The sequence below is a fragment of the Legionella antarctica genome, from assembly GCF_011764505.1.
GTDB classification, from domain to species: Bacteria; Pseudomonadota; Gammaproteobacteria; order Legionellales; family Legionellaceae; genus Legionella; species Legionella antarctica.
The window spans coordinates 2,810,538-2,833,784 of sequence record NZ_AP022839.1 but is presented as its reverse complement, the minus strand read 5'-3'; the positions used below and the strand labels follow the sequence as shown (position 1 = coordinate 2,833,784).

The window sequence follows — 23,247 nt, the reverse complement described above, 5'->3', positions numbered from 1 at the left end:
ACTGGACGAGTAGCTCTTATTATCACAGAATTATCAAATAACATATAAGGAAGTTTGTTTGATGAAAAAAATCATACTTATTGGGGCGCTATTTAACTTAACAAGTACACCATTAATCGCGTTACACGCTCCAGATACTTTTTCTAAAACAATAGCCAAAAAAGCTAATTCGTCCGTTTCGAGCAAAATGCCACCTCGACCCGTATCAATGCAAAAACAGAAAACCAGTGATACAAAGCAAGAGCAACACTCAAACTTAAAGCACTCATCCCCAAACTTATCAAGCGTTCAAACTATTCAAGATCCGTCTGTTGAACTACAAAAAGAAGCAATTATTGATTGCGACTCCAGAATTTCTGCAGAAACCCTAAGTATTGATCGCGACTTTATTCTAAGTTGGGCAGAACACGCAGTAACTCAATCTTTTGATTTTAATCTTGCATCGCTGGATACCCAATTGCAGAAGTTGCAAGCTTGCTATACTAAAAAAGGATGGGTTGGATTTACCGATGCACTAAAAAAATCAGGTAATATTGACGCAATAAAAACTCAAAATCTAATTGTTAGTAGCCGGTTAGATGGTCAAGCTCAACTGATCAATGTGAATGACAATCAATGGAAAATCACTTTGCCCTTAAAAGTTGTCTACCACAATGATATAGAGGAGGAGACTCATTTTTTAAATATTTACTTAACCATAGGATGGAAAAATGCTTTTGCTTTAGGAATTACTCAAATGATCGCTACCCCACGAACTGCTCCTTTGGCTCACAAAGCATCGACACTAAGAGATGCACTTCAAAGTATTTATTTTGCTGCAGCCAATAAAGAATACAATTGGACGCAACAGATTGCCACGTCCTTTTTGGTCTCCCTATTCCCAAAAAAACCAAGAAACTCATTTCCCCGGGCAGATATAATTTATAGCCAGGCAGATTGGACTCTAAAAGGACAAAAGAAAACTCCGACAAGGCATGTTTCACACCTTGCTCAACTACGACCTTCCCCAGCGTCACAATATGGAATGAGGTCACATCAAATATTAACGGCACAAAATAAAATGAACCTTATCGTTACGCTGCCAGAAAAAACGGATTCAAACATTATCAATGGCCTAAAACTGGCTTCTGATCAAATGCTTAATTTTAAGTCCATTTTTCTGGCTAGATTACAGAACGTGCAGGAGTATGGTGAAAGAGGACTCGATGAATTTCACACAGCCGTGAAGAAATTAAATTATCTTGAAGCCATTAAAACGTCACAACTTACAGTAAACAGTCAAAAGGATAGGCACCCTCAACTGGTTGAAACTCAAAACAATCAATGGAAAATGAGCTTGCCCATGCAAGTGGTTTACCAAAACGACAGGAACAAAGTGACTCAGTTACTAAATGTAAATCTAACTGTAGCTAGAACAAGCTCCGGTGAACTTGCGATTACGCAAATAAATGCCACACCGAATGGAACTTCTTCTCAACTGACACAGTCACATTCTTTCAAGATAGATAAAGCTTCCAATCAGAAGGAGCCACGTTCAGGTTCAGCTCAAAAAATAGAAGCAAAAAATACACTACAGTTAACTCAATCTGATACTGCAGACCAACCAACCCAAGTGTCGCAAAGTACTTCATCAGCCAGTAACATTGGTTTAGAACCAGTACAAAAATTAGAGACCATCAATTGTAACTATAAAATTTCTCCTGAAACTAAAAATATTGATGAAGCTTTTGTTTTAAGTTGGGCTGTGCAGGCTGCGATTCAATCTTTTGACTTTAACTTTTTATCTTTGGATACTCAATTGCATCAATTAGAATCCTGCTATACCGAAAAAGGATGGAAAGAATTTAAGAACGCAATGCAAAAAACAGGGAATATAGAGGCTATTAAAACGCAGAAACTAACTGCAATCAGCCAAATGGATGGACGAGCTCAATTGATTGAATCTAAAAATAATCAATGGAAAATCAGCTTGCCCTTGCATGTTATTTATCAAAACGATAAAGGCGATGTGACTCAATTACTAAATGTTAATTTAATCGTGGGGCGAAGATCTTCAGGCGAGCTTGGAATTATGCATTTAAATTCTTCGCTACGGGATGCTCCTATCGCATTTAATTTGCCTCATAGTTAATATTCGAGGAAAAACTGTTATTTTGCCCATACTCCCCGTCAGCCTGAACTGATATATTCCCCGAAATAGGTATACAGACTTTCCTCCGCTCCAGATGAGGTTTAAAACGGTACCTTTTCATAAGGCACGAAAAAGCGCATAATAGCGTTATTTTGACGGATATATGAGTAGTATGAAACATACAATAGAACATCTTTTAAAACAGGCTTTAGACTCCTTAACAAAATCAGGCGAAATCCCTGGCGATTTAGATGTTGATATTAAAGTCGAGAATGCAAGAGATCCTGTTCATGGTGATTATGCAAGTAACCTTGCGTTGATCTTAGCCAAACCATGCCGACAATCGCCACGAAAATTAGCTGAAAGGTTAGTACAGGCATTGCCTGCAGATGCGGCAGTGGAAAAAATAGAGATAGCGGGTGCCGGATTCATTAATTTTTTTATGCACAGTAGTGCTCGATCATTAATTGTCGCTGAGATTCTTAACAAAGGTAAGGATTTTGGTCGTTCTACTTTAGGTCAAAATCAGAAAGTTATAATCGAATTTGTTTCAGCAAATCCAACAGGACCTCTTCATGTAGGCCATGGTAGAAGTGCTGCTTTTGGTGCTACCTTGAGTAATGTTTTAAGAGCGGCTGGTTACGATGTGACCTTGGAATATTATGTCAATGATGCAGGGCGGCAAATGAATATTCTTGCTGTCAGTGTCTGGTTACGCTATTTGGAGTTAGCTGGTGTTTCTGTTGTTTTTCCAGCAAATGCTTATAAAGGCCAATATGTTTTTGAAATAGCTCAAGAGCTGAAGTCTCAGTACGGCACTGAGTATGTTCATCCCTGGGATTCGATTACTTCAGGATTACCTGATGATGAACCGCAAGGTGGTGACAAAGAGGACTATATTGATGCAATGATAGACCGCTCCATTATTGTGCTGGGTAAATCAGGTTTTGCTGTATTTCATCAGCATGCTTTAAATACGGTTTTGGATGATATTAAAGAAGATCTGCTTGGCTTTGGCGTGAATTTTGACAGTTGGTTTTCTGAACAATCGTTATTCGAAGACGGTTCTATTCAAAAAGGAATCCAGGCACTCAAAGACGGAGGACATACCTTTGAGCAGGAGGGCGCTCTTTGGTTTAGGGCAACTGATTTTGGTGATGAAAAGGATAGAGTTCTGGTCCGAGCCAATGGTCAAACTACTTATTTTGCCTCGGATGTTGCCTACCATTGGAATAAGTATGAACGAGGCTATCATCGGGTAATTGACATATTTGGTGCTGATCACCACGGTTATGTAACCCGTGTCCGTTCTGCAGTCACCGCTTTGGGGCATGATGAAAAAGCTTTAGATGTATTACTGGTCCAGTTTGCCATTCTTTATAGAGGCGCTGAGCGAGTACAAATGTCTACTCGCAGTGGTTCTTTTGTGACCTTAAGAGAGTTACGTCATGAAGTAGGTAATGATGCCGCACGATTTTTTTATGTGGCACGTAAGCCAGAACAGCATATGGATTTTGATTTGGATTTAGCCAAATCTGAGTCAAGTGATAACCCGGTGTATTACATCCAATATGCCCATGCCCGTATATGTAGTGTTTTAAGGCAATTGAAGGAAAGAGGTTTGCTTTGGGATAAAGATATGGGTCTTAAGCACATTGATTTATTAGACCAACAACATGAAACCGCTTTAATTACCTTAATTTGCCGTTATCCCGAAATCGTAGAAGCTTCAGCCTCTGTTTGTGAGCCTCACCAGTTAGCATACTATCTAAGAGAGCTAGCTAATGGGTTACACAGCTACTATAATGCGGTTCAGCTTTTATGTGAACAAGAGCAAATTCGAAGTGCACGTTTATGCTTGTTACAAGCTGTTCGGCAAGTATTGAATAATGGTTTGAATTTATTAGGTGTATCAGCTCCTGAGAGTATGTAATGGCAAGACAATATGGCAATAAACGCTCTACTCCACAACGCAGTAGCGCGTCGCATCAGGTTCTCGTAATTATTGTAACTTTTTTATTAGGATATTTAACGGCTTCTGTTTTTGATGTGGGATCCATAAGTAGTTGGATGAATACTCAGGTGCTAGCCCATAAGCAAGTGAAACAAAAACCAATTAAAGCGGAAAAACAACAAGCACAATTACCACCCAAGCCGAAATTTGAATTTTATACTCTGCTCGCCAATGAAAAAACTACTGGAGTAGCGGCTCAATCGAATGCAAATAATCGTCGAGATCGCCCATCTGCGTCTGCAGCTCAGATTACTTCCAGTGCTGCAGTTACCACTGCTGCTGTTCATCCTGTAATTAAACAGCCGGTCAATCTGCAACAGAAAGGGCTGGCTAAAGTCGCTGAAGCAGAGCCTATACCACAACCTCAAGAATCCAAGGGAATTTTTTTGGTGCAAGTAGCATCATTCAAGGTTCGTCAGGATGCTGAACATATGAAAGGCATGTTGATTCTAAAGGGATTTAATGTAAAAGTTGTTCCTGTTCAGGCGCGAGGTATTTGGTTTCGGGTGGTGGTGGGGCCTTATTCTAATCGTGCGCTGGCACAGAAAGCCCAGGAAACCCTGGCGAGGAATGAGCGACTGAGAGGCATGGTAACCAGTGCTGGGTGAGGCTACCGATTAACCATAACTTGAATAGTGCCCGCATTTTTAATTGCGTGCGGCTTACTTACTTTCACAGTAACCTGATCTACTTCAAACTCTTGTTTAATCAAAAGTGCAACATGATTTGCTACAGACTCGATGAGTTGAAAAGATGTTGATTGCACAAATTCAGTTACGGTTTTGCACAGCGCGTCATAATCTATCGTATTCACCAAGCTATCCTCGCAGCCGCTGAAATCAGCTGAGATGGTAATGTCTATTAGTAATTGTTGATCAATACGTTGCTCCCAGGCATGCACTCCAATTCTGGTAGCTACACTGAGAGCTTTAATATTTAAAGTATCCATAGTACATCCTTAATGATTATCCAGTCGTTGTAAAGAAATTTTAAAATAACTCAATGACTTCAAGGTAAAACTTGCAACCGTTTTGTAATTTCTCATCAGGCCAGATGTGTGCGAGCATCTACTTTACTATATTCACCAAACAGAAGGAACATTCCCCACTATTTTTAGAAATTCACACCACTGTAATAGGATGATTATCATGGTACCATAAGCTCAATTCAATGTAGTTGAGACTCGATTATGTACGACTTAAATCAATCATTGTTTCTCCGTGCTTTAAGACGTCAGCCGGTGGAGCGAACACCTGTATGGATCATGCGTCAAGCGGGTCGCTATCTTCCTGAATACAGGAAAATCAGAGAAAAAGCGGGTGATTTTCTAAGTCTTTGTAAGAATCCTGAGCTTGCTTGTGAGGTGACCTTGCAGCCATTACGCCGCTTCTCGTTGGATGCAGCAATATTATTTTCTGATATTTTAACTATTCCTGATGCAATGGGACTTGGATTGTATTTTGCTGAGGGAGAGGGTCCATGTTTTAGGACGCCTGTGCGTGATGTAAAGGCAATTAATGATCTTGTTATTCCCGACATTACTGAATCTTTAGGGTATGTTATCAATGCTGCGCGATTAATACGTCAGGAAATGCCGCAAGAACTGCCTCTAATTGGTTTTTCTGGGAGTCCCTGGACCTTGGCTTGTTATATGGTGGAGGGAGGCAGTAGCAGAGATTTTAAACGTGTCTTAAAATTAATCTATACGGAACCTGAAGCTGCTCATTTGTTATTGAGTAAACTGGCTTTATCAGTCAGTGAGTATTTAATTGAACAGATTAAAGCAGGGGTTAATGCGATTATGATTTTTGATACGTGGGGAGGAATCTTAACTCCGGCCAATTATCAGAGTTTTTCCTTAGGTTATATGCAGAAAATAATTGCAGAAATAAAAGTCCAATATGCTGAGATACCTGTCATTTTGTTTACTAAAAGTGGGGGACAATGGTTAGAGCAAATGGCAGCGACTGGATGTGATGCTTTAGGAGTTGACTGGACGTGTGATCTGCAATCTGCTCGTCAAAGAGTGGGAGATAAAGTTGCTTTACAAGGAAACCTCGATCCGACCGTACTTTTAAGCACTGGGCATTGTATTCGTAAGCAAGTGAAACAGGTTCTGGCATCTTTTGGGAGTGGATCAGGTCATGTATTTAATCTGGGGCATGGAATTACTCCTGACGTTCCTCCGGAGCATGTCGCTGTTATGATAGATGCAATAAATGAGTATAGCCCGCAATATCATTTGAGGTAATTATGATAATCGAGAGTAGATTTAAACCAGCTTGGTGGCTTACTAATCCCCATGCTCAAACGATATACTCATCGATGAGACATCCCGTACGAGCGTCTGTTGATAAAATAGAAAAAATGAATTTGCCAGATGGTGATTTTTTGAATTTGGCATGGAGCACCGCAAACTTACCTGCCAACACACCACTAATCATCTTGTTACATGGACTAGGTGGCTGTGTGAATTCCAGTTATGTCGCTCGGTTTATGAGCGCATTTAATCAACGAGGTTGGCGCTCGGTATTAATGCATTTTAGAGGAGCAGGCCACGAGCTTAACAGATTTCCCAGGGCTTATCATTCGGGTGATACTGCAGATCTTGATTATTTAATTCAAACGCTGGACCAACGGGAGCCAGGGACAAAAAAGGTGGTCGTTGGTGTCTCTTTAGGAGGCAATGTTTTACTCAAATGGCTAGGAGAACGAGGTTCTGCTCAATCGCGAGTGACTGCTGCTGTAGCCATCTCGGTTCCTTTTGTCCTGAATATAGTCGCCAATCGAATGAATATTGGATTTTCACGTCTTTATCAAACGCATTTATTGAATCAATTTAAAGAGGTTTTTGCTCGTAAGGTGAATCTTTTTAAATATGCTCCGGAGGCTATAAAAAAAGCAGCAGAATGCAATTGTTTTTGGACTTTTGATGATCAGGTTACTGCACCTTTGTATGGCTTTAATAGTGTCCACACTTATTATAGGGAATGTAGTTCCAGAAAATATTTAAAACATATCACTACCCCTACACTTATAATTCATGCCTTAGATGATCCCTTTATGACGGAGGCGGTTTTGCCTTTCGAGAATGAATTGGCTGATTCGGTGATTCTAGAGTTAAGTAAAAAAGGGGGGCATGTGGGGTTTATCACTGGAAATACACCAGGAGTTCCTGTCTATTGGTTAGACCAGCGAATCCCTGATTATATTTCAGAACATTTAGGTGTTTCTGAACTGTCGACTTAATTGAAGAGCCATCTCAATTGATTGCTCATAATTTAGTCTGGGATCAACCAGGCTGTGGTAAGCAGTTTTTAGATCATTAGCATCTAAACCGCGTGCACCACCAATGCATTCAGTGACATTATCACCTGTTAGTTCGAAGTGTACGCCACCCAGGTAACTCCCCATAGAGCGGTGAATTTCCAATGCCTGTTTTAATTCAGTAAGGATATTATCAAAGTGGCGTGTTTTTGTTCCATCAGCCGTTGTTTCAGTATTTCCATGCATGGGATCACAAGACCAGGTAACCGGAATTTTGGTTTTCTTGACTGCATCAATCAAGGGCGGTAATAATTGGTCTATATGTTTGGCTCCTAATCGCGTGAACAATAGAATACGTCCCTCTTCGCGTTTAGGATTGGCAATAGCGAGCACGTTGGCAAGCCATTCAGGTGAGGCGCCTGGCCCAATCTTAATTCCTATGGGATTTTCAACCCCACGTAAAAACTCCAGATGAGCACTGTCAACCTGAGCTGTACGCATCCCTACCCAAGGTAAATGAGTTGACAGGTTATACCAATGCCCATTTTTAACCTGACGAGTTAACGCTTGTTCATAATGCAAATGTAATGCCTCGTGGGAGGTGTAGAAATCCACCTTGCTCAAATTACTGGAGCGTATTCCATCAATAGCCGTCAAAAAATCCAAAGCATCTTCGATGGAATCAACAATATTTTGATATTCTTTTTTTTGTTTGGAGTGTTCAACAAAACGTAAATCCCAGCGTTGGGGATTATGTAAATCTGCAAATCCCCCATCTAACAAAGCACGTATAAAATTTAGAGTCATTGCAGAGCAACTGTAAGCTTGCAGCAATAATTTGGAGTTTGGTTCTCTGGCTGTTTGATTAAACTCAGGGGAGTTAACTATATCCCCTCTATAACTGGGTAAGGTAATACCGCCAATTGTCTCAAAATCAGAGGAGCGTGGTTTGGCGTATTGTCCGGCAATTCGTCCTATACGAATAATAGGTTTACGTAATCCGTACAACAGAATCAAGCTCATTTGCAGGATGATTTTCAATTTGTTACTGATCACTTCAGAACGGCAGTCGTTAAAAGATTCAGCACAATCTCCACCTTGAAGTATAAAAGCTTCACCACGTCCAGCACGAGCAATTTCTCTTTTTAAATTCTTAACTTCACCACTGGTAACCAGTGGTGGCAGGAGGCTTAATTGCTCTACAACTTTATTGAGTTGTTCTTTATCAGCGTAAGTTGCAGCTTGCAAATACGAATATTGTTGCCAGGAAACTGGCGACCATTCTTGCATAATAGACCCACATGATTTTTTTAATACCTAAGTATGGAATAAATGAACATTTACTGCAAGCTATGGTTCATTTCGCTTTTTCTTCAGATGCAGCTTAGGATAACAGGGTTTAATCAGCTATCTTGCTGCGAGTGATGATCTTCCAAAAAAATGCAACAAGAGATTTTGATTTCTGTGATTCGAATACTTCAAATTTTAATTCTAAATTAAGCCTTGAAATTTCATGGGAGCGACCCCACTTGCTAAATACAAGTTAGTCAGGAGTCCTTATTGATGAGTAAACATAACAAAAAAGATTGGAATAAATTTAAAGAAGAAAACAAAACAGACGAAGTGCCAGGTGCTGAATCTGAAGAAACTGAAGAATTAATTGAGGAATTATCTCATGAAGACGCTGCTTTAGATCATCCAAGTTACACGGCTTTGGAAGAACAGCTTACTCTTGCTGAGCAAAAAGCCCATGAAAACTGGGAAAAGTCAGTGCGAGCTCTGGCTGAATTGGATAATGTAAGACGTCGTATGGAGCGCGAGGTTGCCAATGCCCACAAATATGGCGTCGAAAAATTAATCACAGCTTTGTTACCCGTTGCAGATAGTCTTGAACAAGCGTTACAGATAGCTCAGAAAAATGCCGATACAGCAATGCATGAGGGCTTGGATCTTACTATGAAACTCTTCACTGATGTATTGCAAAAATTTGATGTAGAGCGTATCGATCCGGTTGGAGAGTTGTTTGATCCGCAGCAACATGAGGCCATGTCTATTCAGGAAGTACCAGATACGCCACCGAATACTGTGTTAACGGTATTCCAGAAAGGGTATAAATTGAGTGATAGGGTAATTAGACCCGCTCGAGTGATTGTGTCAAAAATTAAACCAGCCCAGTAGAAATAACAATTTACTGATTACTTGTTGGTAAAAGAAAAAATGCTGCTTTTTTTAATTATGGGTTGAATTTTACGTTTACAACCCCATATGAACATTATTGTACTAGAAACTACTAATTTGGAGCAAAAAACAATGGCTAAGATTATAGGAATAGACTTGGGTACTACTAACTCATGTGTTGCTGTAATGGAAGGTGATAAACCTAAAGTAATTGAAAACAGTGAAGGTATTCGAACAACTCCTTCTATTGTTGCCTTTACTGATGACGATGAAGTATTAGTAGGTGCCTCTGCAAAGCGCCAATCAGTAACAAATCCTGAAAATACATTGTACGCTATCAAGAGACTGATTGGTCGCCGTTTTGATGATGCTGTAGTTCAGAAAGACATTAAAATGGTTCCATATAAAATTGTTAAAACAGACAATGGCGATGCTTGGGTTAGAGTTAAAAATCAGGATAAAGCACCACCGCAAATTTCTGCAGAAGTATTGCGTAAAATGAAAAAAACAGCGGAAGATTATTTAGGCGAGGAAGTAAAAGAGGCTGTGATTACTGTACCTGCTTATTTCAACGATTCGCAACGTCAAGCGACTAAAGATGCTGGTCGTATCGCAGGACTTGAAGTAAAAAGAATTATTAACGAACCAACCGCGGCAGCGCTTGCCTATGGCATGGACAAAAAACGTGGTGATTCTGTTATTGCTGTTTATGATCTTGGTGGTGGTACTTTTGATATATCCATCATTGAAATTGCTGAAGTGGATGGAGAGCATCAATTCGAAGTATTAGCTACAAATGGTGATACCTTCCTTGGTGGAGAGGATTTTGACTTGGCCTTAATTGAGTACCTGGCTGCTGAATTCAAAAAAGACTCAGGTATTGATTTACATAACGATCCAATGGCATTACAACGGCTAAAAGAAGCTGCTGAGAAAGCCAAAATTGAATTGTCTTCAGCCCAACAAACCGATGTAAATCTCCCTTACATTACAGCAGATGCTTCTGGACCTAAACACTTAAATATCAAACTGACTCGTGCCAAACTGGAGTCCTTAGTTGAGAAGCTGGTAGAGCGCACTGTTGAGCCTTGCAAGATAGCACTGAAGGATGCTGGTCTGACTGTATCACAAATTAATGAAGTCATCTTGGTTGGTGGTCAGACACGTATGCCTTTAGTGCAAAAAACGGTGGAAGAGTTTTTTGGTAAAGAGCCACGTAAAGACGTTAACCCCGATGAAGCTGTTGCGGTGGGTGCTGCGATTCAAGCCGCCGTATTATCAGGTGAAGTGAAAGACATTCTTTTACTTGATGTAACACCATTATCTCTGGGTATTGAGACCATGGGTGGTATTATGACAAAACTGATCGATAAAAATACCACTATTCCTACTAAAGCCAATCAAGTATTCTCAACTGCAGATGATAATCAAACCGCAGTAACTGTCCATGTTTTACAGGGGGAAAGAGAACAGGCTTCAGCAAATAAATCATTAGGTCGATTTGATTTGAGTGATATTCCTTCGGCTCCCCGTGGCGTACCGCAGATTGAAGTAACGTTTGATATCGATGCTAACGGTATTCTTAATGTATCCGCTAAAGATAAGGCAACAGGTAAGGCTCAATCAATTGTTATCAAGGCATCCAGTGGTTTAAGTGATGATGAAGTAGATGCAATGGTAAAAGATGCTCAATCTCATGCCGAAGAAGACAAGAAATTTAAGGAAATGGCAGAGCTTCGAAATCAAGCTGATGGCTTGATTCATAGTTGTGACAAATCGATGAAAGATTTAGCGGCTGAACTATCTGAAGACGAGAAAAAAGGCATTGAAACTGCAATTTCAGAATTAAAAGAAGCCATACAAGGTAGTGATAAGGCGCATATTGAAGAAAAGCTAAAAGTGCTTTCTGATGCCTCTGCTAAAATGGCTGAGCGTGTTTACGCTAAAAAATCTACCGAAGGACAAGCCGATTCAGCCGATTCACAACCTGATGAACCTGCAAAACCAGCTGATGAAAGTGTTGTTGATGCCGAGTTTGAAGAGGTTAAAGAAGACAAAAAATAGTGTGAGGTAAGACTGGGGCGGGGCGGGAATCTTTCGCCCCGTTTGTATTTTGACAAGGGCTTAACCTGTTAACCCCTTGATATTTATTTAAAATTGTGAGCAGTTATGGAACAGCGGGATTATTATGAACTTTTAGAAGTTAGTCGAAACGCTAACGATGGTGAAATTAAAAAAGCTTATCGCAAACTGGCAATGAAGTATCATCCCGATCGTAATCCCGACGATTCTTCTGCTGAAGAGAAATTTAAAGAAGTTCAAAAAGCCTATAATATTTTATCTGATAAACAAAAACGAGCCGCATACGATCAGTTTGGTCATGCCGGAGTTGACCCCTCTATGGGAGGACAAGGTGGATTTGGTGCTGGCTTCGGGGGCTTTGGAGATGTATTTGAAGATATTTTTGAAAATATTTTTTCCAGTGGTCGTGGAGCAGGGCGGCAATCGCGTGGTCAGCGTGGAGCAGATCTGCAATTTAATGTTCAGTTAACCCTTGAAGAGGCAGCCTTAGGTAAGGAAGTTGAAATTACCGTTCCGCGTCATGGTAGTTGCACTACCTGTGAAGGGTCTGGTGCTAAAAAAGGGACACAACCCAAGACCTGCGAAACCTGTAATGGGATGGGGCAAGTCAGAATTCAACAGGGGTTTTTCTCAATTCAACAAACTTGTCCCAGCTGTCATGGTGAAGGAAAACTGATTTCTGATCCATGCACAAGTTGTCAAGGGCATGGTCGGATTCGGGAAAGCAAAAAACTAACTGTTAAAATTCCCGCTGGAGTCGATAATGGAGATAGAGTTAGATTAAACAGTGAAGGGGAGGCTGGCGTTCATGGGGGCGGCTCCGGTGATCTATATGTTCAAATTAACATTAAGAAACATGCTATATTTGAACGTCATGAAAATGATTTGCACTGTGAGGTTCCTATCAGTTTTATAACTGCAGCAATGGGCGGGGCAATCGAAGTCCCTACACTTGAAGGCAGAGTGACCTTAAAGATTCCTGCTGAAACCCAAACAGGCAAAGTATTCCGTTTAAGAAGCAAGGGAATGAAATCAGTTCGAGGATATGCTCAGGGAGATTTGCTGTGTAAAGTGGTTGTGGAGACTCCAGTCAATTTATCTCGCGAACAAAAAGAATTGTTAACGCAATTACAAGTTTCTCTGGAAAATGCCAAAGCAAACCACTCCCCACGCTCCAGCACCTGGTTTGCAGGGGTGAAAAAGTTCTTTGAGGACATGAAATTCTGAGCCAAGTGCGATACAATTATGACTTTAATAATTATGTTCAAGGATTGCACATTTTTTATATTTGTACTCTGAGCGGTAAGGATAGCCATACATTGAACAATATCGAGTCTATTCATGATTAATAAACCAGCGATTTTGGTATTGGCTGATGGTACTACCTATCAAGGCTTATCGGTGGGTGCCGATGGATATTGTATTGGTGAGTTGGTTTTTAATACTTCAATGACAGGCTATCAGGAAATCCTGACTGATCCCTCCTATGCGCGACAAATCATTACTCTAACCGCCCCTCATGTTGGCAATACTGGCTGCAACAGCGAAGATATGGAATCGTCCAAAGTTTGGGCCGCGGGTTTAGTAATGCGAGACTGCTCACTTTTGCACAGTAATTACCGTGCAGAACAATCTCTTCCTGATTGGCTTAAAAAAAATGGGGTAGTTGCCATTTCCGATGTAGATACTCGTGATTTAACCTTAAGGTTGCGCGATCATGGTGCTCTGGGAGCGTGTATTACCACTCATACTGCTGAACCTGAAAAGGCTCTTGAAAAAGCCCGGTCTTTTAAAGGATTGCAGGGTGTAGATTTAGCTTTAGAGGTGTCCCGACAAACTATTGAGCGATGGCATGAGGGGCAAGGAACGTGGGGAAGTCATTCCAAGCCGCAACAATTCCATGTAGTTGCTTATGACTTTGGGGTGAAGCACAATATTTTACGTATATTGCATGATAAAGGGTGTCACCTAACCATCGTCCCAGCTAAAACATCTGCTGCAGAGGTCTTAGCTATGAATCCAAATGGTATATTTTTATCTAATGGTCCAGGAGATCCTCAAGCTTGTGACTATGCAATTAAGGCCACTCAGGAATTTTTAGCGCATAATATTCCTGTTTTTGGCATTTGCTTAGGTTTTCAGATTTTAGCACTGGCTTGTGGAGCAACCACTAAAAAAATGAAATTTGGTCATCATGGTGCAAATCACCCTGTAGGTGAGACGCAGGGAAATAAGCGTGTTTTTATTACCAGCCAAAATCATGGTTTTGCCGTTGATGAGGAAAGCTTGCCTAACTGTTTAGAGGTGACCCACCGTTCTTTATTTGATGACAGTTTGCAAGGAATTAGACACAAAAATAAACCGGCATTTGGTTTTCAGGGCCATCCTGAAGCTAGCCCCGGTCCACATGATATAGATATTATATTTAACGAGTTTATAGCATTAATAACGTAAAAGTAGCTCAATTACATACTTAGAACATTTTACTACTTTATAATATAGAGGGATATATAATGAATGAATGCCATGTTTTTACCTCCGAATCAGTTTCTGAGGGGCATCCGGATAAGATAGCGGATCAAATCTCTGATGCTGTTTTAGATGCTATCTTAGCTCAGGATCCTGCCGCGCGAGTTGCATGTGAAGTTTTTGTTAAAACGGGAATGGTGCTGGTCGGTGGAGAGATTACCACCCAAGCATGGGTTGATGTAGAAGAAATTACTCGCAATGTAATCAAAGATATAGGTTATAACAGTTCCCAAATGGGATTTGATTGGGAGTCGTGTGCAGTACTTTCTGCTATTGGCAAACAATCAACTGATATAGCTCAAGGGGTTGATAATCAGCAAACTAAAATTCTGGGAGCCGGCGATCAGGGTTTGATGTTTGGTTATGCCAGTCGTGAAACAGATGTATTTATGCCAGCTCCAATTGCTTATGCGCACCGCTTAATGGAAAAACAGGCTAATATGCGTAAATCAGGTACATTGCCCTGGCTTAGACCGGATGCTAAATGTCAATTAACTTTGAAATATGATCGAGGGATGCCGGTAGAAGTAGATACAGTGGTTTTTTCTACTCAACATGCGCCTGATGTAACTCACAGTAATTTAACAGAAGCAGTGCGTGAAGAAATTATAAAAGACATACTACCTGCGGAATGGTTAACAGCTAAAACACGCTACTTTATAAATCCTACAGGGCGTTTTGTTATTGGTGGCCCTTTAGGTGATTGTGGTTTGACTGGTCGTAAAATTATAGTGGATACCTATGGTGGTATGGCCAGACATGGAGGAGGTTGCTTCTCTGGAAAAGATCCATCAAAAGTTGATCGGTCAGCTGCTTATGCGGCAAGACACGTAGCTAAAAATATAGTGGCGGCGGGTTTGGCTGATAAATGCGAAATTCAAGTATCCTATGCCATTGGCATAGCAGAGCCGACTTCAATTTTCGTTGAAACATTTGGTACTGGACGTTTAAAAAATAGCGAAATCATTGATCTAATCCATACTCATTTTGATCTGACCCCACAAGGAATCATTGATCACCATAATTTGCTTCGCCCCATCTATAAAGAGACAGCCACCTATGGCCACTATGGAAGAGAGCAGTTTCCCTGGGAACGGTTAGATAAAGCACCTGCATTAAGTAAAGCACTCTAATTTTTATAAGGATATTCAATGAACTTAGTCAATGACTCAGCAGCCCAGGTAAAAAACCTCCACGATCATAGAGTAGCTGACATGTCGTTAGCCCCTTGGGGGCGAAAGGAAATTGCTATTGCTGAAACGGAAATGCCGGGATTAATGGCCTTGCGGACTGAGTTTGCTGAAAAGCAACCTTTGAAAGGTGCTAGAATAGCGGGTTGTTTGCATATGACCATTCAAACAGCAGTGTTAATTGAAACATTAATTGCTTTGGGGGCAGAGGTTCGTTGGTCATCCTGTAATATCTTTTCAACTCAAGATCATGCTGCTGCAGCCATTGCAGCAGAAAAAATCCCCGTGTTTGCCTGGAAAGGAGAAACTGAAGAGGAATATTGGTGGTGTGTGGAACAAACCTTGAATGGTCCCAATGGTTGGAGTCCTAATTTGCTATTAGATGATGGCGGAGATTTAACCCAGATCATTCATCAAAAATACCCACAGCTTTTGTCGGCTATTAAAGGGGTTTCTGAAGAAACCACCACAGGTGTGGCCAGATTATATGAAATGGCAAAACTGGATCTGTTAAAAATTCCTGCGATCAATGTAAACGATGCAGTTACCAAATCCAAGTTTGATAATCTCTATGGTTGCCGTGAATCTTTATTGGATGGATTAAAACGGGCAACTGACGTTATGATTGCGGGTAAAGTGGCTCTGATTTTGGGTTATGGCGATGTGGGTAAGGGTTGTGCTCAAGCATTACGTGGCCAGGGCGCCTCCGTTTTGATCGCTGAAATTGATCCTATATGTGCTCTTCAGGCGGCAATGGAGGGCTACAGAGTAGTTACTCTTGATGATGTGGCTGAACAAGTAGATATTCTAGTCACTGCAACTGGTAATTATCATGTAGTAACTCTGGATCATATGAAGCGTATGCGTAATCAGGCAATATTATGTAATATTGGCCATTTTGACTCAGAGATTGATATTCAAAGTTTGAAACAATATCAATGGGAGAATATAAAGCCTCAGGTAGATCATATCATATTTCCAGATGGTAAACGCCTTATACTGTTGGCAGAAGGTCGTTTGGTTAATTTAGGTTGTGCTACCGGTCATCCCAGTTTTGTAATGTCAGCTTCCTTTACAAATCAGGTATTGGCACAAATTGAATTATTCCAAAACTCCAGCGACTATGAACATCAGGTCTACGTTCTTCCCAAATTATTGGATGAAAAGGTAGCTCGGTTGCATTTAGGTCGAATAGGAGCGAAATTAACTGAACTAAGCAATGAACAAGCGCAATACATTGGAGTGGATAAAAAGGGGCCTTTTAAACCTGATCATTATCGTTATTAAACTTAAACCCCTACACTTGATACGTACCTCGGCTTGTCTCGGAACGATCCTCACAATGCTTAAAGGCCTGCATACTGCGCTTTATGCAAAGGATGATAATCACGGCACAAGGGCTTTTTATTAAGTAGAAACATTGCGCATAAACCGCAGTACGTAAGGAGTGGAAAAACAATGAATTATGCCTACATCCGTTCCACCTTTGCGATTTTATTTCTAAACGTGTAACGTAGAGTTAGTCCTCATGGATATATCACAAAGACTTTAAAAGGAGATTGAAGGATGATATTTAATAAAGGATTTATGTATCCTGTCAGAATCGCCGGGTAAGTGTCTGCCACTGAGCCCGGACTAATCCGAGCCGCGCGCGTCAGCAAGCGGAATTATCTCGAGATGCTTATGTGGTGCATGGAACCTGCCGCACTTTAAGTAAGATTAATTCAGCCAATGATGGCATTTCAAATTTTTTAGTCACCCTATCGTAAATATACTGATAAACGTTAACTTTCAGTTTTCTGGCCGTCTGTACAATCGTGGCAAACGTATCCTTTGATTTGGTGCCATTTTGGGAGACCGTTTGGAGATTGATGTCGCGTATCCTTGCTTGAAACCGTGTCCCTAATTCAGAGGCATTGTTGTGCAATGGCAGAAATGGATGGTCTAACACCAATAATAACGCTTGTTTTTTAGCACGTGTCTTTGCAATGCGTTGATCTAAAACATCATAGCCTGTCGTGGTTGCGAACAAAGTATCAAATTGCATTGATAGTTGTTGGGCCATTGATTGAGATGGAGCCGTCTTGTAAGTCAATAATGCATGGTAGAAATCCCATAATTGCTCAAGAAATACAGCCAATATATTCTGATTCATATCTGAGAATGGAGTGAGTTTTTTATAATGACGACCTTCATGGATCCAGCACAGCGCATGATGTAGGGCCAATTTATTAAACTGAGGCGCATCATCTGTCATTAAATAATGGATGAAGTATTTCGAGTGCTGATAATAGGCAAGAGCTGCTGACTCAAGAATTATGCGTCGATTCGTGCTGTGTTTTTTTGGATTTGGAAAAAGTGTTCCCATCAAACTATCGATTGATTCACGTGTGAGGGGTTGTGCATGCAGCATTGGTTTAATTTGATCCAACCATTTTTTTGCGAGACCAAACTCATCCATTAACTCATAAGCCTCCTGATTAAACATAAACTTTAATTGGTCTCGACACAGCAACTCCAATAAGGTCAAGCGATCTTTTTTACGACGAGTGAAGTATGCTGTAAAAAAGTCATTACATAAAACATGGGTGTAGTGATTTTTGCCGTTAACACGACTGCCTGTGTCATCCATCTGCTGGTACAAGCCTGCGTTGCTACCGGCATCGACAATATCTTCTTTTTCCTGATGAAAAATATCATTGCCTTCTGTCAGCATGGAAGCAATTTTACCATGTGATATTTGAATACCACATGTTTTTAAAAAGCGCTCAATGGCGCTCTCCGTCATCCCTGCATCACGGTATAATGTGATGACCAGCGCTTTAACCCCAGGACCAAATTCACTGCCCTTATATTCGCCAGGAATCGGCGCAATAAAGGTTTTTTTCAAAGATGGTGAGTAATACGTTTCCAGCTTGAATTCAACATTATCCGTGATGATTTTTAGATCCTGGATGATTCGAATCTCAAAACCCTTGAACTTGGCGTCATCTGGCAGCGTTGCTTTGTCCAGAGCAATCGTAACACGTCTATCAATACGTACGTTTTTTTTGTCTTTGCCTGTGTTTTTATTGTTCCCTTTACCACGTTTATTGCGATCTCCTTCAGATGAATGATTGGAATTGCCTGTATTATCGCCATTGCTACCTTTGGATTGACCGCGAATATTAGGTTTGCCCTGTTCACCCTTAAGGCGGTTTATCTCATCACGTAATACTTGGTTTTCCTCTCTGAGCAAAGCATTTTCTTCGGCAAGCATTTCGACCAAATTAACCAATACCTTAATGATAGTCACGGCCTTTTTGTCGGCAAGACTATCGATATCTTTTGTTAACTCATCTAAAACTTGTTTGATTTCTTGGCGTTTCATCATCTACCACTGCGTTACTAATGCTGATACGGCAATCATAACATGACTTTTTTTGAACGCATTTTTCGAGTTTTAACGCCACTAAGGGCTAAGAAAAAATCTGACCTCAGGAGGGAGATGTTTTATTAGTGAAAGGGGCTACATTGTGATCTTGGGGATCTTAGGGCATGCATATTGCATGACTTACGTTTGATATGGAAAAACATCAGTTTTACAGAAAAACCGTGTCAATAGGTATTTTGAATATTTTTAAAGAATTCCGCTTGCTGACGCGCGCGGCTCGGATTAATCCGGACTCAGTGGCAGACACTTACCCGGCGATTCTGACAGGATACGGATTTATCGCTTTAGGACTTTTATCATTATCGCACGGCATTTTTGCTTTACCTGATAATGAAATAATTAGAGTTATCATAAAATACAAACAACAGACCAGGACAGTGTCTGCCCTAAAATCACAAGTTGTTCAGGCTATCCACATACCAGTAAAGGAAATGAAGCCCATGGCTAACGGGGCTTATTCATTAGTTTTAGATAACTCAAACTCGGCTCTAAAAAATAGCAACGAACAGATTGAAACCTCCCGGATATTAAACAAGTTGCGAGCCAATCCAGATGTGCTCTATGCCGTTAAGGATAGAATAGGTTTTTTTAAACCAGTGCCCGATCCATCGATAAATGAAAGTCTTGGTGAGCTGTTATCACATACTAGTCAATGGGATGAGTTTGTTCCTCCTGGAGGAATTATGTTGGAATCTAAAGCAGGGCTGAGGGATGGTGCATGGGCATATACTTCCGGAGCATCGAATAAACCTATTGTAGTTGCAGTATTAGATACAGGTATTGCCCTGAATGATAGTTTGGATAAAAACTTGCTTAAAGATAAGAGTGGACAAATTTGGGGATGGAATTTTGCTGCTAACGACAATAATTTAATGGATGAAACCAAGTCCTATCATGGAACTCATGTTGCTGGTACTATTGCAGGCTATGGGAATGTGATGATCGGTGTTGGAGAAGATTTAAAAATATTAACTGTTAAAATTCCTGCTGAAACAGGGATGTTTTACGAAAGTGCGGTTGTGAATGGAATTTATTGGTCGGTAGGTGAAGATGTTCCAGGAGTTCCAAAGAATACATACCCTGCAAAAGTATTAAACATGAGTTTCGGTGTCGATTTAGAGCCGGGTAGGGAAATAGACTACTGTGATGAAGCACTTCAGGAAGCTGTATTTTTTGCCCGTAAAAAAGGTGCTGTTCTTGCTGTTGCTGCAGGTAATGATAATGTTTGGGAGCATTATAATGCCCCTGCCGTATGCAATGGAACTATCAAGATTGCCTCTACAGGTCCCGAAGGCTTGAGGTCTTATTTTTCTAACTATGGCCCGAGTATAACTTTGGCAGCACCGGGTGGAGATAAACGATATGGAACTGCAGGAGGGATTTTATCTACAGTGAATCCAGGAGGGGGATATAACGCATCAGGATTTGATTTTTATCAAGGGACAAGTATGGCATCGCCTCATGTTGCAGGAGTAGCCGGGTTGGTTTTTGCGATCAACACTAGTTTGAAAACAGAACAAGTCGAACAAATATTGTATATGACCACTCATAATTTTGGTAAAAGTAACGATACAAATAAATCCTGTGTAGGAAGAAAGCCCTGCGGACATGGGATACTGGACGCTGAAAATGCAGTAAAAACAGCTCTTAATGGTTATGATGTGTTATTTTCTGCTCCTGCAAAAGCTGCTTTGTCAACGAACGCATGTGGCAAGATGATGCTCCAGCCAGGAAAAAATAAAATAAACTCTGAAAATGCAGCGTGGATACAAACTCAAACTGGGTGCGAATCTGAAGAGAGTTATCTAAATCCTCATATAGAAAAAACCAAAGATGGAAAAATTCGTGCTTATTACGGTTCAGTAAGTTATCAATTAGATCAAACCGCTTTTAGTGAGTGTCATGTAGTGGGTTATGATGGAGTCGGGTGTTACTTGTAAAGACAGAGCACAAGCCAAGCTGTAAAGCCTGAGGAAGCTTTGGTGTTACATGGGGTCGACACACTTACCGCGAACGAAGCGAGGGATCTTCAAATGTGGGCAACGTGCTTTTGTCAGAAGATCTCTAGCTGGTGGTCGGGATAATCAGATTTATTTTAGCCACTCATTAAGAATATCAACAATTTTTTTAGCTTGATCAGCGCTGGAAATATTAAATTTGGATTTTTGCCAATACTGGTTATTTCTTTTTTGATAACGCCTGATGGAATATTTAACAGGACCATAATCATTTTTAGCATTATCCCAGTCTTGATATTTGAACATGATAGTTGTCCAGGCACCTTTAGTTAATATTTGCTTATCAAGTTCTTTAGTCGTTTCAGTTCCATTTTCACTGAAAGAAATAGTAATATCATCTATAGTTTCGCTCATTTAAGTTAGATCCTCAATTATTTGTTGATGGATTGTAGTTTGCCATCGACAAAAGTCAAGGAAACAGTTGGCTGATATTGTCCAGGTTGATAAATCCAAATTTGCGGTTTCGTTGCTGTAGGTACGATCTGATTAATAAAAGTACTGTTTACAACAGAGGGACTGCCACAAGAACCATAGACTTTACCTACTTGATCACCTATTTCGATGCTAGCACCATTGCAAATGGAAAATGCATTGGAGTCAGATCCATTTACTTTAATTGCTTTAATTCTATTGTTAACCACATCTACTTGCAATTGTGTGCCACCACTCCCCGTTGGTACGTTCCACACTCCAAAAAAAGCATTGCCAGTACCCTGATTGTTATAAATCAATTGCTGCACAGGAATTCTTTGCACTATTGGTTGATTTGAATCTTGTTGACTTAAAGGTTGTCCACAAGCGGCAATAACCTCGTTAGCCGACATCCCCACATTTATATATGCATGATTTTGAGGACAATAAAAAGAATTATCTGCCAAAAGGCTAAGTGGCATACATAACAATACTAAACCAGATATAAATTTGATTTTCATGTGTACATCCAGTCAGTTCCACATAATTCAATTATAGTCCCTTTTAATTCACAATGCTTCTATAACAGACTCCAGGGCAAGGATGCACTAATAAACAGGGTGATTATTTTTAAAATGATTATCATAATAATTGGTGAAAAATCGAAACCTGAAATATCAGGAATAATTTTTCTGCCCAAGATTAGTAAAGGTTCAGTCAATAAACGCAAGAAATCTGCTATTGGATGTTGCCACCTGGGATTGACGTAGCTCATAATCACCCGAATTAGAATAGCGTAGAACAACAGATTACATGGCTGAATAATTAAATCAGCAAGCACATAAAGCAGTAAAAAGGGCACCGGTATGATGGCATGGAACAACAGCAGACTGAGACAGATTATTTTAACAATTTCAACCAGGATTAAAACCCCAAAAGCCACCCAATCATATTTTTGTCCTGGTTTATATTTTTGTTTTAGAATTATATTAAAAGGTTTTACTAAAGGATCTGTGATGGTAGAAATAAGTTGGCTGAATTGAGTGAGTGCGCTGATGCGTAAGTAACGCAATGCAATACGAACCCATAAACTGAAAATGATAAGTCCAAAAAATAAAGAAAATATAAAAAATCCTACTGCTGTAAAACCAGACATCACTCCTCCTGTTTAAGGAACTAAAAAACATTGAAGAACAGTTTAATTTTTATTTTACTGTTCCTAATTCATGCGCACGTTGTTTTGCGGCGCTCATTGCTGCAAGAGTTAAGGTATTTAGTTGTTTATGCATGATACTAAGTGCTGCTGCTGTGGTCCCTCCTGGTGATGTTACCTTTGTTCTTAACTGGTTTAAACTTAAATTATCGTTTTGGGCTAATTTTAGTGCTCCATTAAAGGTTTGCAATGCAAATTTTTTGGCGACAGACTCATTTAAACCCAGGGCAACTGCTGCCTCCACCATAGCCTCTAAAAATGAAAAAACATAAGCAGGCCCACTTCCTGAAAGTGCGGTAAAGGTATCCATGTCTTCTTCATTTTCTACCCAAGCAGTTATCCCGATTGTGGAAAAAATAAAATCGGCCTGTCGTTTCTGTTCAGAACTTGTAAATGGATTAGCTATCATGGGTGTTGCTGCTAATCCAACAGATGCGGGCGTGTTAGGCATAGTGCGGATAAGAGGTTGATTTACGCTACCATGCTCAGCGAACCAGGACAGACTCAAGCCTGCAGCAACAGAAATAAGAAGACAATCGGGGGAAAGAAATGGCGTAATTTCATTAAGAACCAGGCTCATTTTCATTGGTTTTACTGCTAAAACGATAATTTCCGCATCTTTAATGATTTGTTTATTATCAAAATGAGTTTGAATCTGATCTTTGTTAGTACCTATACCTAAAGATGGTGCAGCCGCAGACAAGGAGTGGCAACCTTGTTGACTTAACCCACGGGCAATGGCTTTTGCCATATTTCCATAACCTAGAAAACTAATATTCAT

Annotated in this window: 19 protein-coding genes; 12 read left to right on the top strand and 7 right to left on the bottom strand. The window is 40.3% G+C overall.

Translation table 11 applies throughout. The features are described 5' to 3' along the window. Positions 1–61 precede the first annotated feature (61 nt). From HRS36_RS13375 to HRS36_RS13365, 3 genes are all read left to right on the top strand, one after another. Positions 62–2,131 (top strand): DotI/IcmL family type IV secretion protein, encoded by a 2,070-nt coding sequence (locus HRS36_RS13375; protein ID WP_173237700.1) that lies wholly within the window; start codon positions 62–64, stop codon positions 2,129–2,131. Between the two features lie 172 nt (positions 2,132–2,303). Then, positions 2,304–4,064, top strand: coding sequence for an arginine--tRNA ligase (argS, locus tag HRS36_RS13370; protein ID WP_173237699.1), 1,761 nt, complete (start codon positions 2,304–2,306; stop codon positions 4,062–4,064). After that, positions 4,064–4,753, top strand: coding sequence for an SPOR domain-containing protein (locus HRS36_RS13365; RefSeq protein WP_173237698.1), 690 nt, complete (start codon positions 4,064–4,066; stop codon positions 4,751–4,753). The genes argS and HRS36_RS13365 overlap by 1 nt, the downstream gene beginning before the upstream one ends. 2 nt (positions 4,754–4,755) lie before the next feature. On the opposite strand, the gene folB is transcribed toward HRS36_RS13365, so the two are convergent. Beyond that, positions 4,756–5,094: a dihydroneopterin aldolase gene (gene folB / locus HRS36_RS13360; RefSeq protein WP_173237697.1), complete on the bottom strand. Its 339-nt coding sequence runs from the start codon at positions 5,092–5,094 to the stop codon at positions 4,756–4,758. A gap of 240 nt (positions 5,095–5,334) precedes the next feature. On the opposite strand from folB, the gene hemE reads away from it, so the two are divergent. Then, on the top strand, positions 5,335–6,396 hold the full coding sequence (gene hemE / locus HRS36_RS13355) for a uroporphyrinogen decarboxylase (RefSeq protein ID WP_173237696.1): 1,062 nt from the start codon (positions 5,335–5,337) through the stop codon (positions 6,394–6,396). Positions 6,397–6,398: 2 nt separating this feature from the next. Beyond that, the gene (locus HRS36_RS13350) at positions 6,399–7,394 is read left to right on the top strand and encodes a hydrolase (RefSeq protein ID WP_173237695.1); all 996 of its coding nucleotides are present in this window, start codon (positions 6,399–6,401) and stop codon (positions 7,392–7,394) included. Here the strand turns inward: HRS36_RS13350 and HRS36_RS13345 are convergent. Next, the gene (locus HRS36_RS13345) at positions 7,368–8,702 is read right to left on the bottom strand and encodes a 3-deoxy-7-phosphoheptulonate synthase class II (protein WP_173237694.1); all 1,335 of its coding nucleotides are present in this window, start codon (positions 8,700–8,702) and stop codon (positions 7,368–7,370) included. The genes HRS36_RS13350 and HRS36_RS13345 overlap by 27 nt on opposite strands. Positions 8,703–8,975: 273 nt before the next feature. Between HRS36_RS13345 and grpE the strand changes: the two genes are divergently transcribed. From grpE to ahcY, 6 genes are all read left to right on the top strand, one after another. After that, positions 8,976–9,590, top strand: coding sequence for a nucleotide exchange factor GrpE (grpE, locus tag HRS36_RS13340; RefSeq protein ID WP_173237693.1), 615 nt, complete (start codon positions 8,976–8,978; stop codon positions 9,588–9,590). 132 nt (positions 9,591–9,722) lie between these two features. After that, a complete protein-coding gene (gene dnaK / locus HRS36_RS13335; RefSeq protein ID WP_173237692.1) occupies positions 9,723–11,654 on the top strand; it encodes a molecular chaperone DnaK in 1,932 nt (643 codons plus the stop codon). A 105-nt stretch (positions 11,655–11,759) separates the two neighbouring features. After that, positions 11,760–12,899 carry a molecular chaperone DnaJ gene (gene dnaJ, locus HRS36_RS13330; protein WP_173237691.1) on the top strand — a complete coding sequence of 380 codons (1,140 nt, stop codon included), beginning with the start codon at positions 11,760–11,762 and terminating at the stop codon, positions 12,897–12,899. A 114-nt stretch (positions 12,900–13,013) separates the two neighbouring features. After that, positions 13,014–14,126 (top strand): glutamine-hydrolyzing carbamoyl-phosphate synthase small subunit, encoded by a 1,113-nt coding sequence (gene carA, locus HRS36_RS13325; RefSeq protein WP_173237690.1) that lies wholly within the window; start codon positions 13,014–13,016, stop codon positions 14,124–14,126. A gap of 59 nt (positions 14,127–14,185) precedes the next feature. Continuing rightward, positions 14,186–15,334, top strand: a complete 1,149-nt coding sequence (gene metK, locus HRS36_RS13320) for a methionine adenosyltransferase (RefSeq protein ID WP_173237689.1) — start codon at positions 14,186–14,188, stop codon at positions 15,332–15,334. Positions 15,335–15,352: 18 nt separating this feature from the next. After that, on the top strand, positions 15,353–16,678 hold the full coding sequence (gene ahcY / locus HRS36_RS13315; RefSeq protein ID WP_173237688.1) for an adenosylhomocysteinase: 1,326 nt from the start codon (positions 15,353–15,355) through the stop codon (positions 16,676–16,678). 394 nt (positions 16,679–17,072) lie between these two features. Here ahcY and HRS36_RS13310 read toward each other — a convergent pair whose 3' ends face one another. Then, positions 17,073–18,764: an IS66 family transposase gene (locus tag HRS36_RS13310; protein WP_173235423.1), complete on the bottom strand. Its 1,692-nt coding sequence runs from the start codon at positions 18,762–18,764 to the stop codon at positions 17,073–17,075. A 191-nt stretch (positions 18,765–18,955) separates the two neighbouring features. On the opposite strand from HRS36_RS13310, the gene HRS36_RS13305 reads away from it, so the two are divergent. Further along, positions 18,956–20,764, top strand: a complete 1,809-nt coding sequence (locus HRS36_RS13305) for a S8 family serine peptidase (RefSeq protein ID WP_173237687.1) — start codon at positions 18,956–18,958, stop codon at positions 20,762–20,764. 150 nt (positions 20,765–20,914) lie between these two features. Here HRS36_RS13305 and HRS36_RS13300 read toward each other — a convergent pair whose 3' ends face one another. From HRS36_RS13300 to proC, 4 genes are read right to left on the bottom strand one after another with little or no spacing between them, the layout of a single operon-like run. Further along, complete coding sequence (locus HRS36_RS13300) at positions 20,915–21,196, bottom strand: hypothetical protein (RefSeq protein ID WP_173237686.1); 282 nt, start codon at positions 21,194–21,196, stop codon at positions 20,915–20,917. A 17-nt stretch (positions 21,197–21,213) separates the two neighbouring features. Beyond that, positions 21,214–21,774: a DUF2845 domain-containing protein gene (locus tag HRS36_RS13295; protein WP_173237685.1), complete on the bottom strand. Its 561-nt coding sequence runs from the start codon at positions 21,772–21,774 to the stop codon at positions 21,214–21,216. Positions 21,775–21,833: 59 nt separating this feature from the next. Beyond that, positions 21,834–22,409 carry a YggT family protein gene (locus HRS36_RS13290; RefSeq protein ID WP_173237684.1) on the bottom strand — a complete coding sequence of 192 codons (576 nt, stop codon included), beginning with the start codon at positions 22,407–22,409 and terminating at the stop codon, positions 21,834–21,836. Between the two features lie 49 nt (positions 22,410–22,458). Next, complete coding sequence (gene proC / locus HRS36_RS13285; RefSeq protein WP_173237683.1) at positions 22,459–23,247, bottom strand: pyrroline-5-carboxylate reductase; 789 nt, start codon at positions 23,245–23,247, stop codon at positions 22,459–22,461.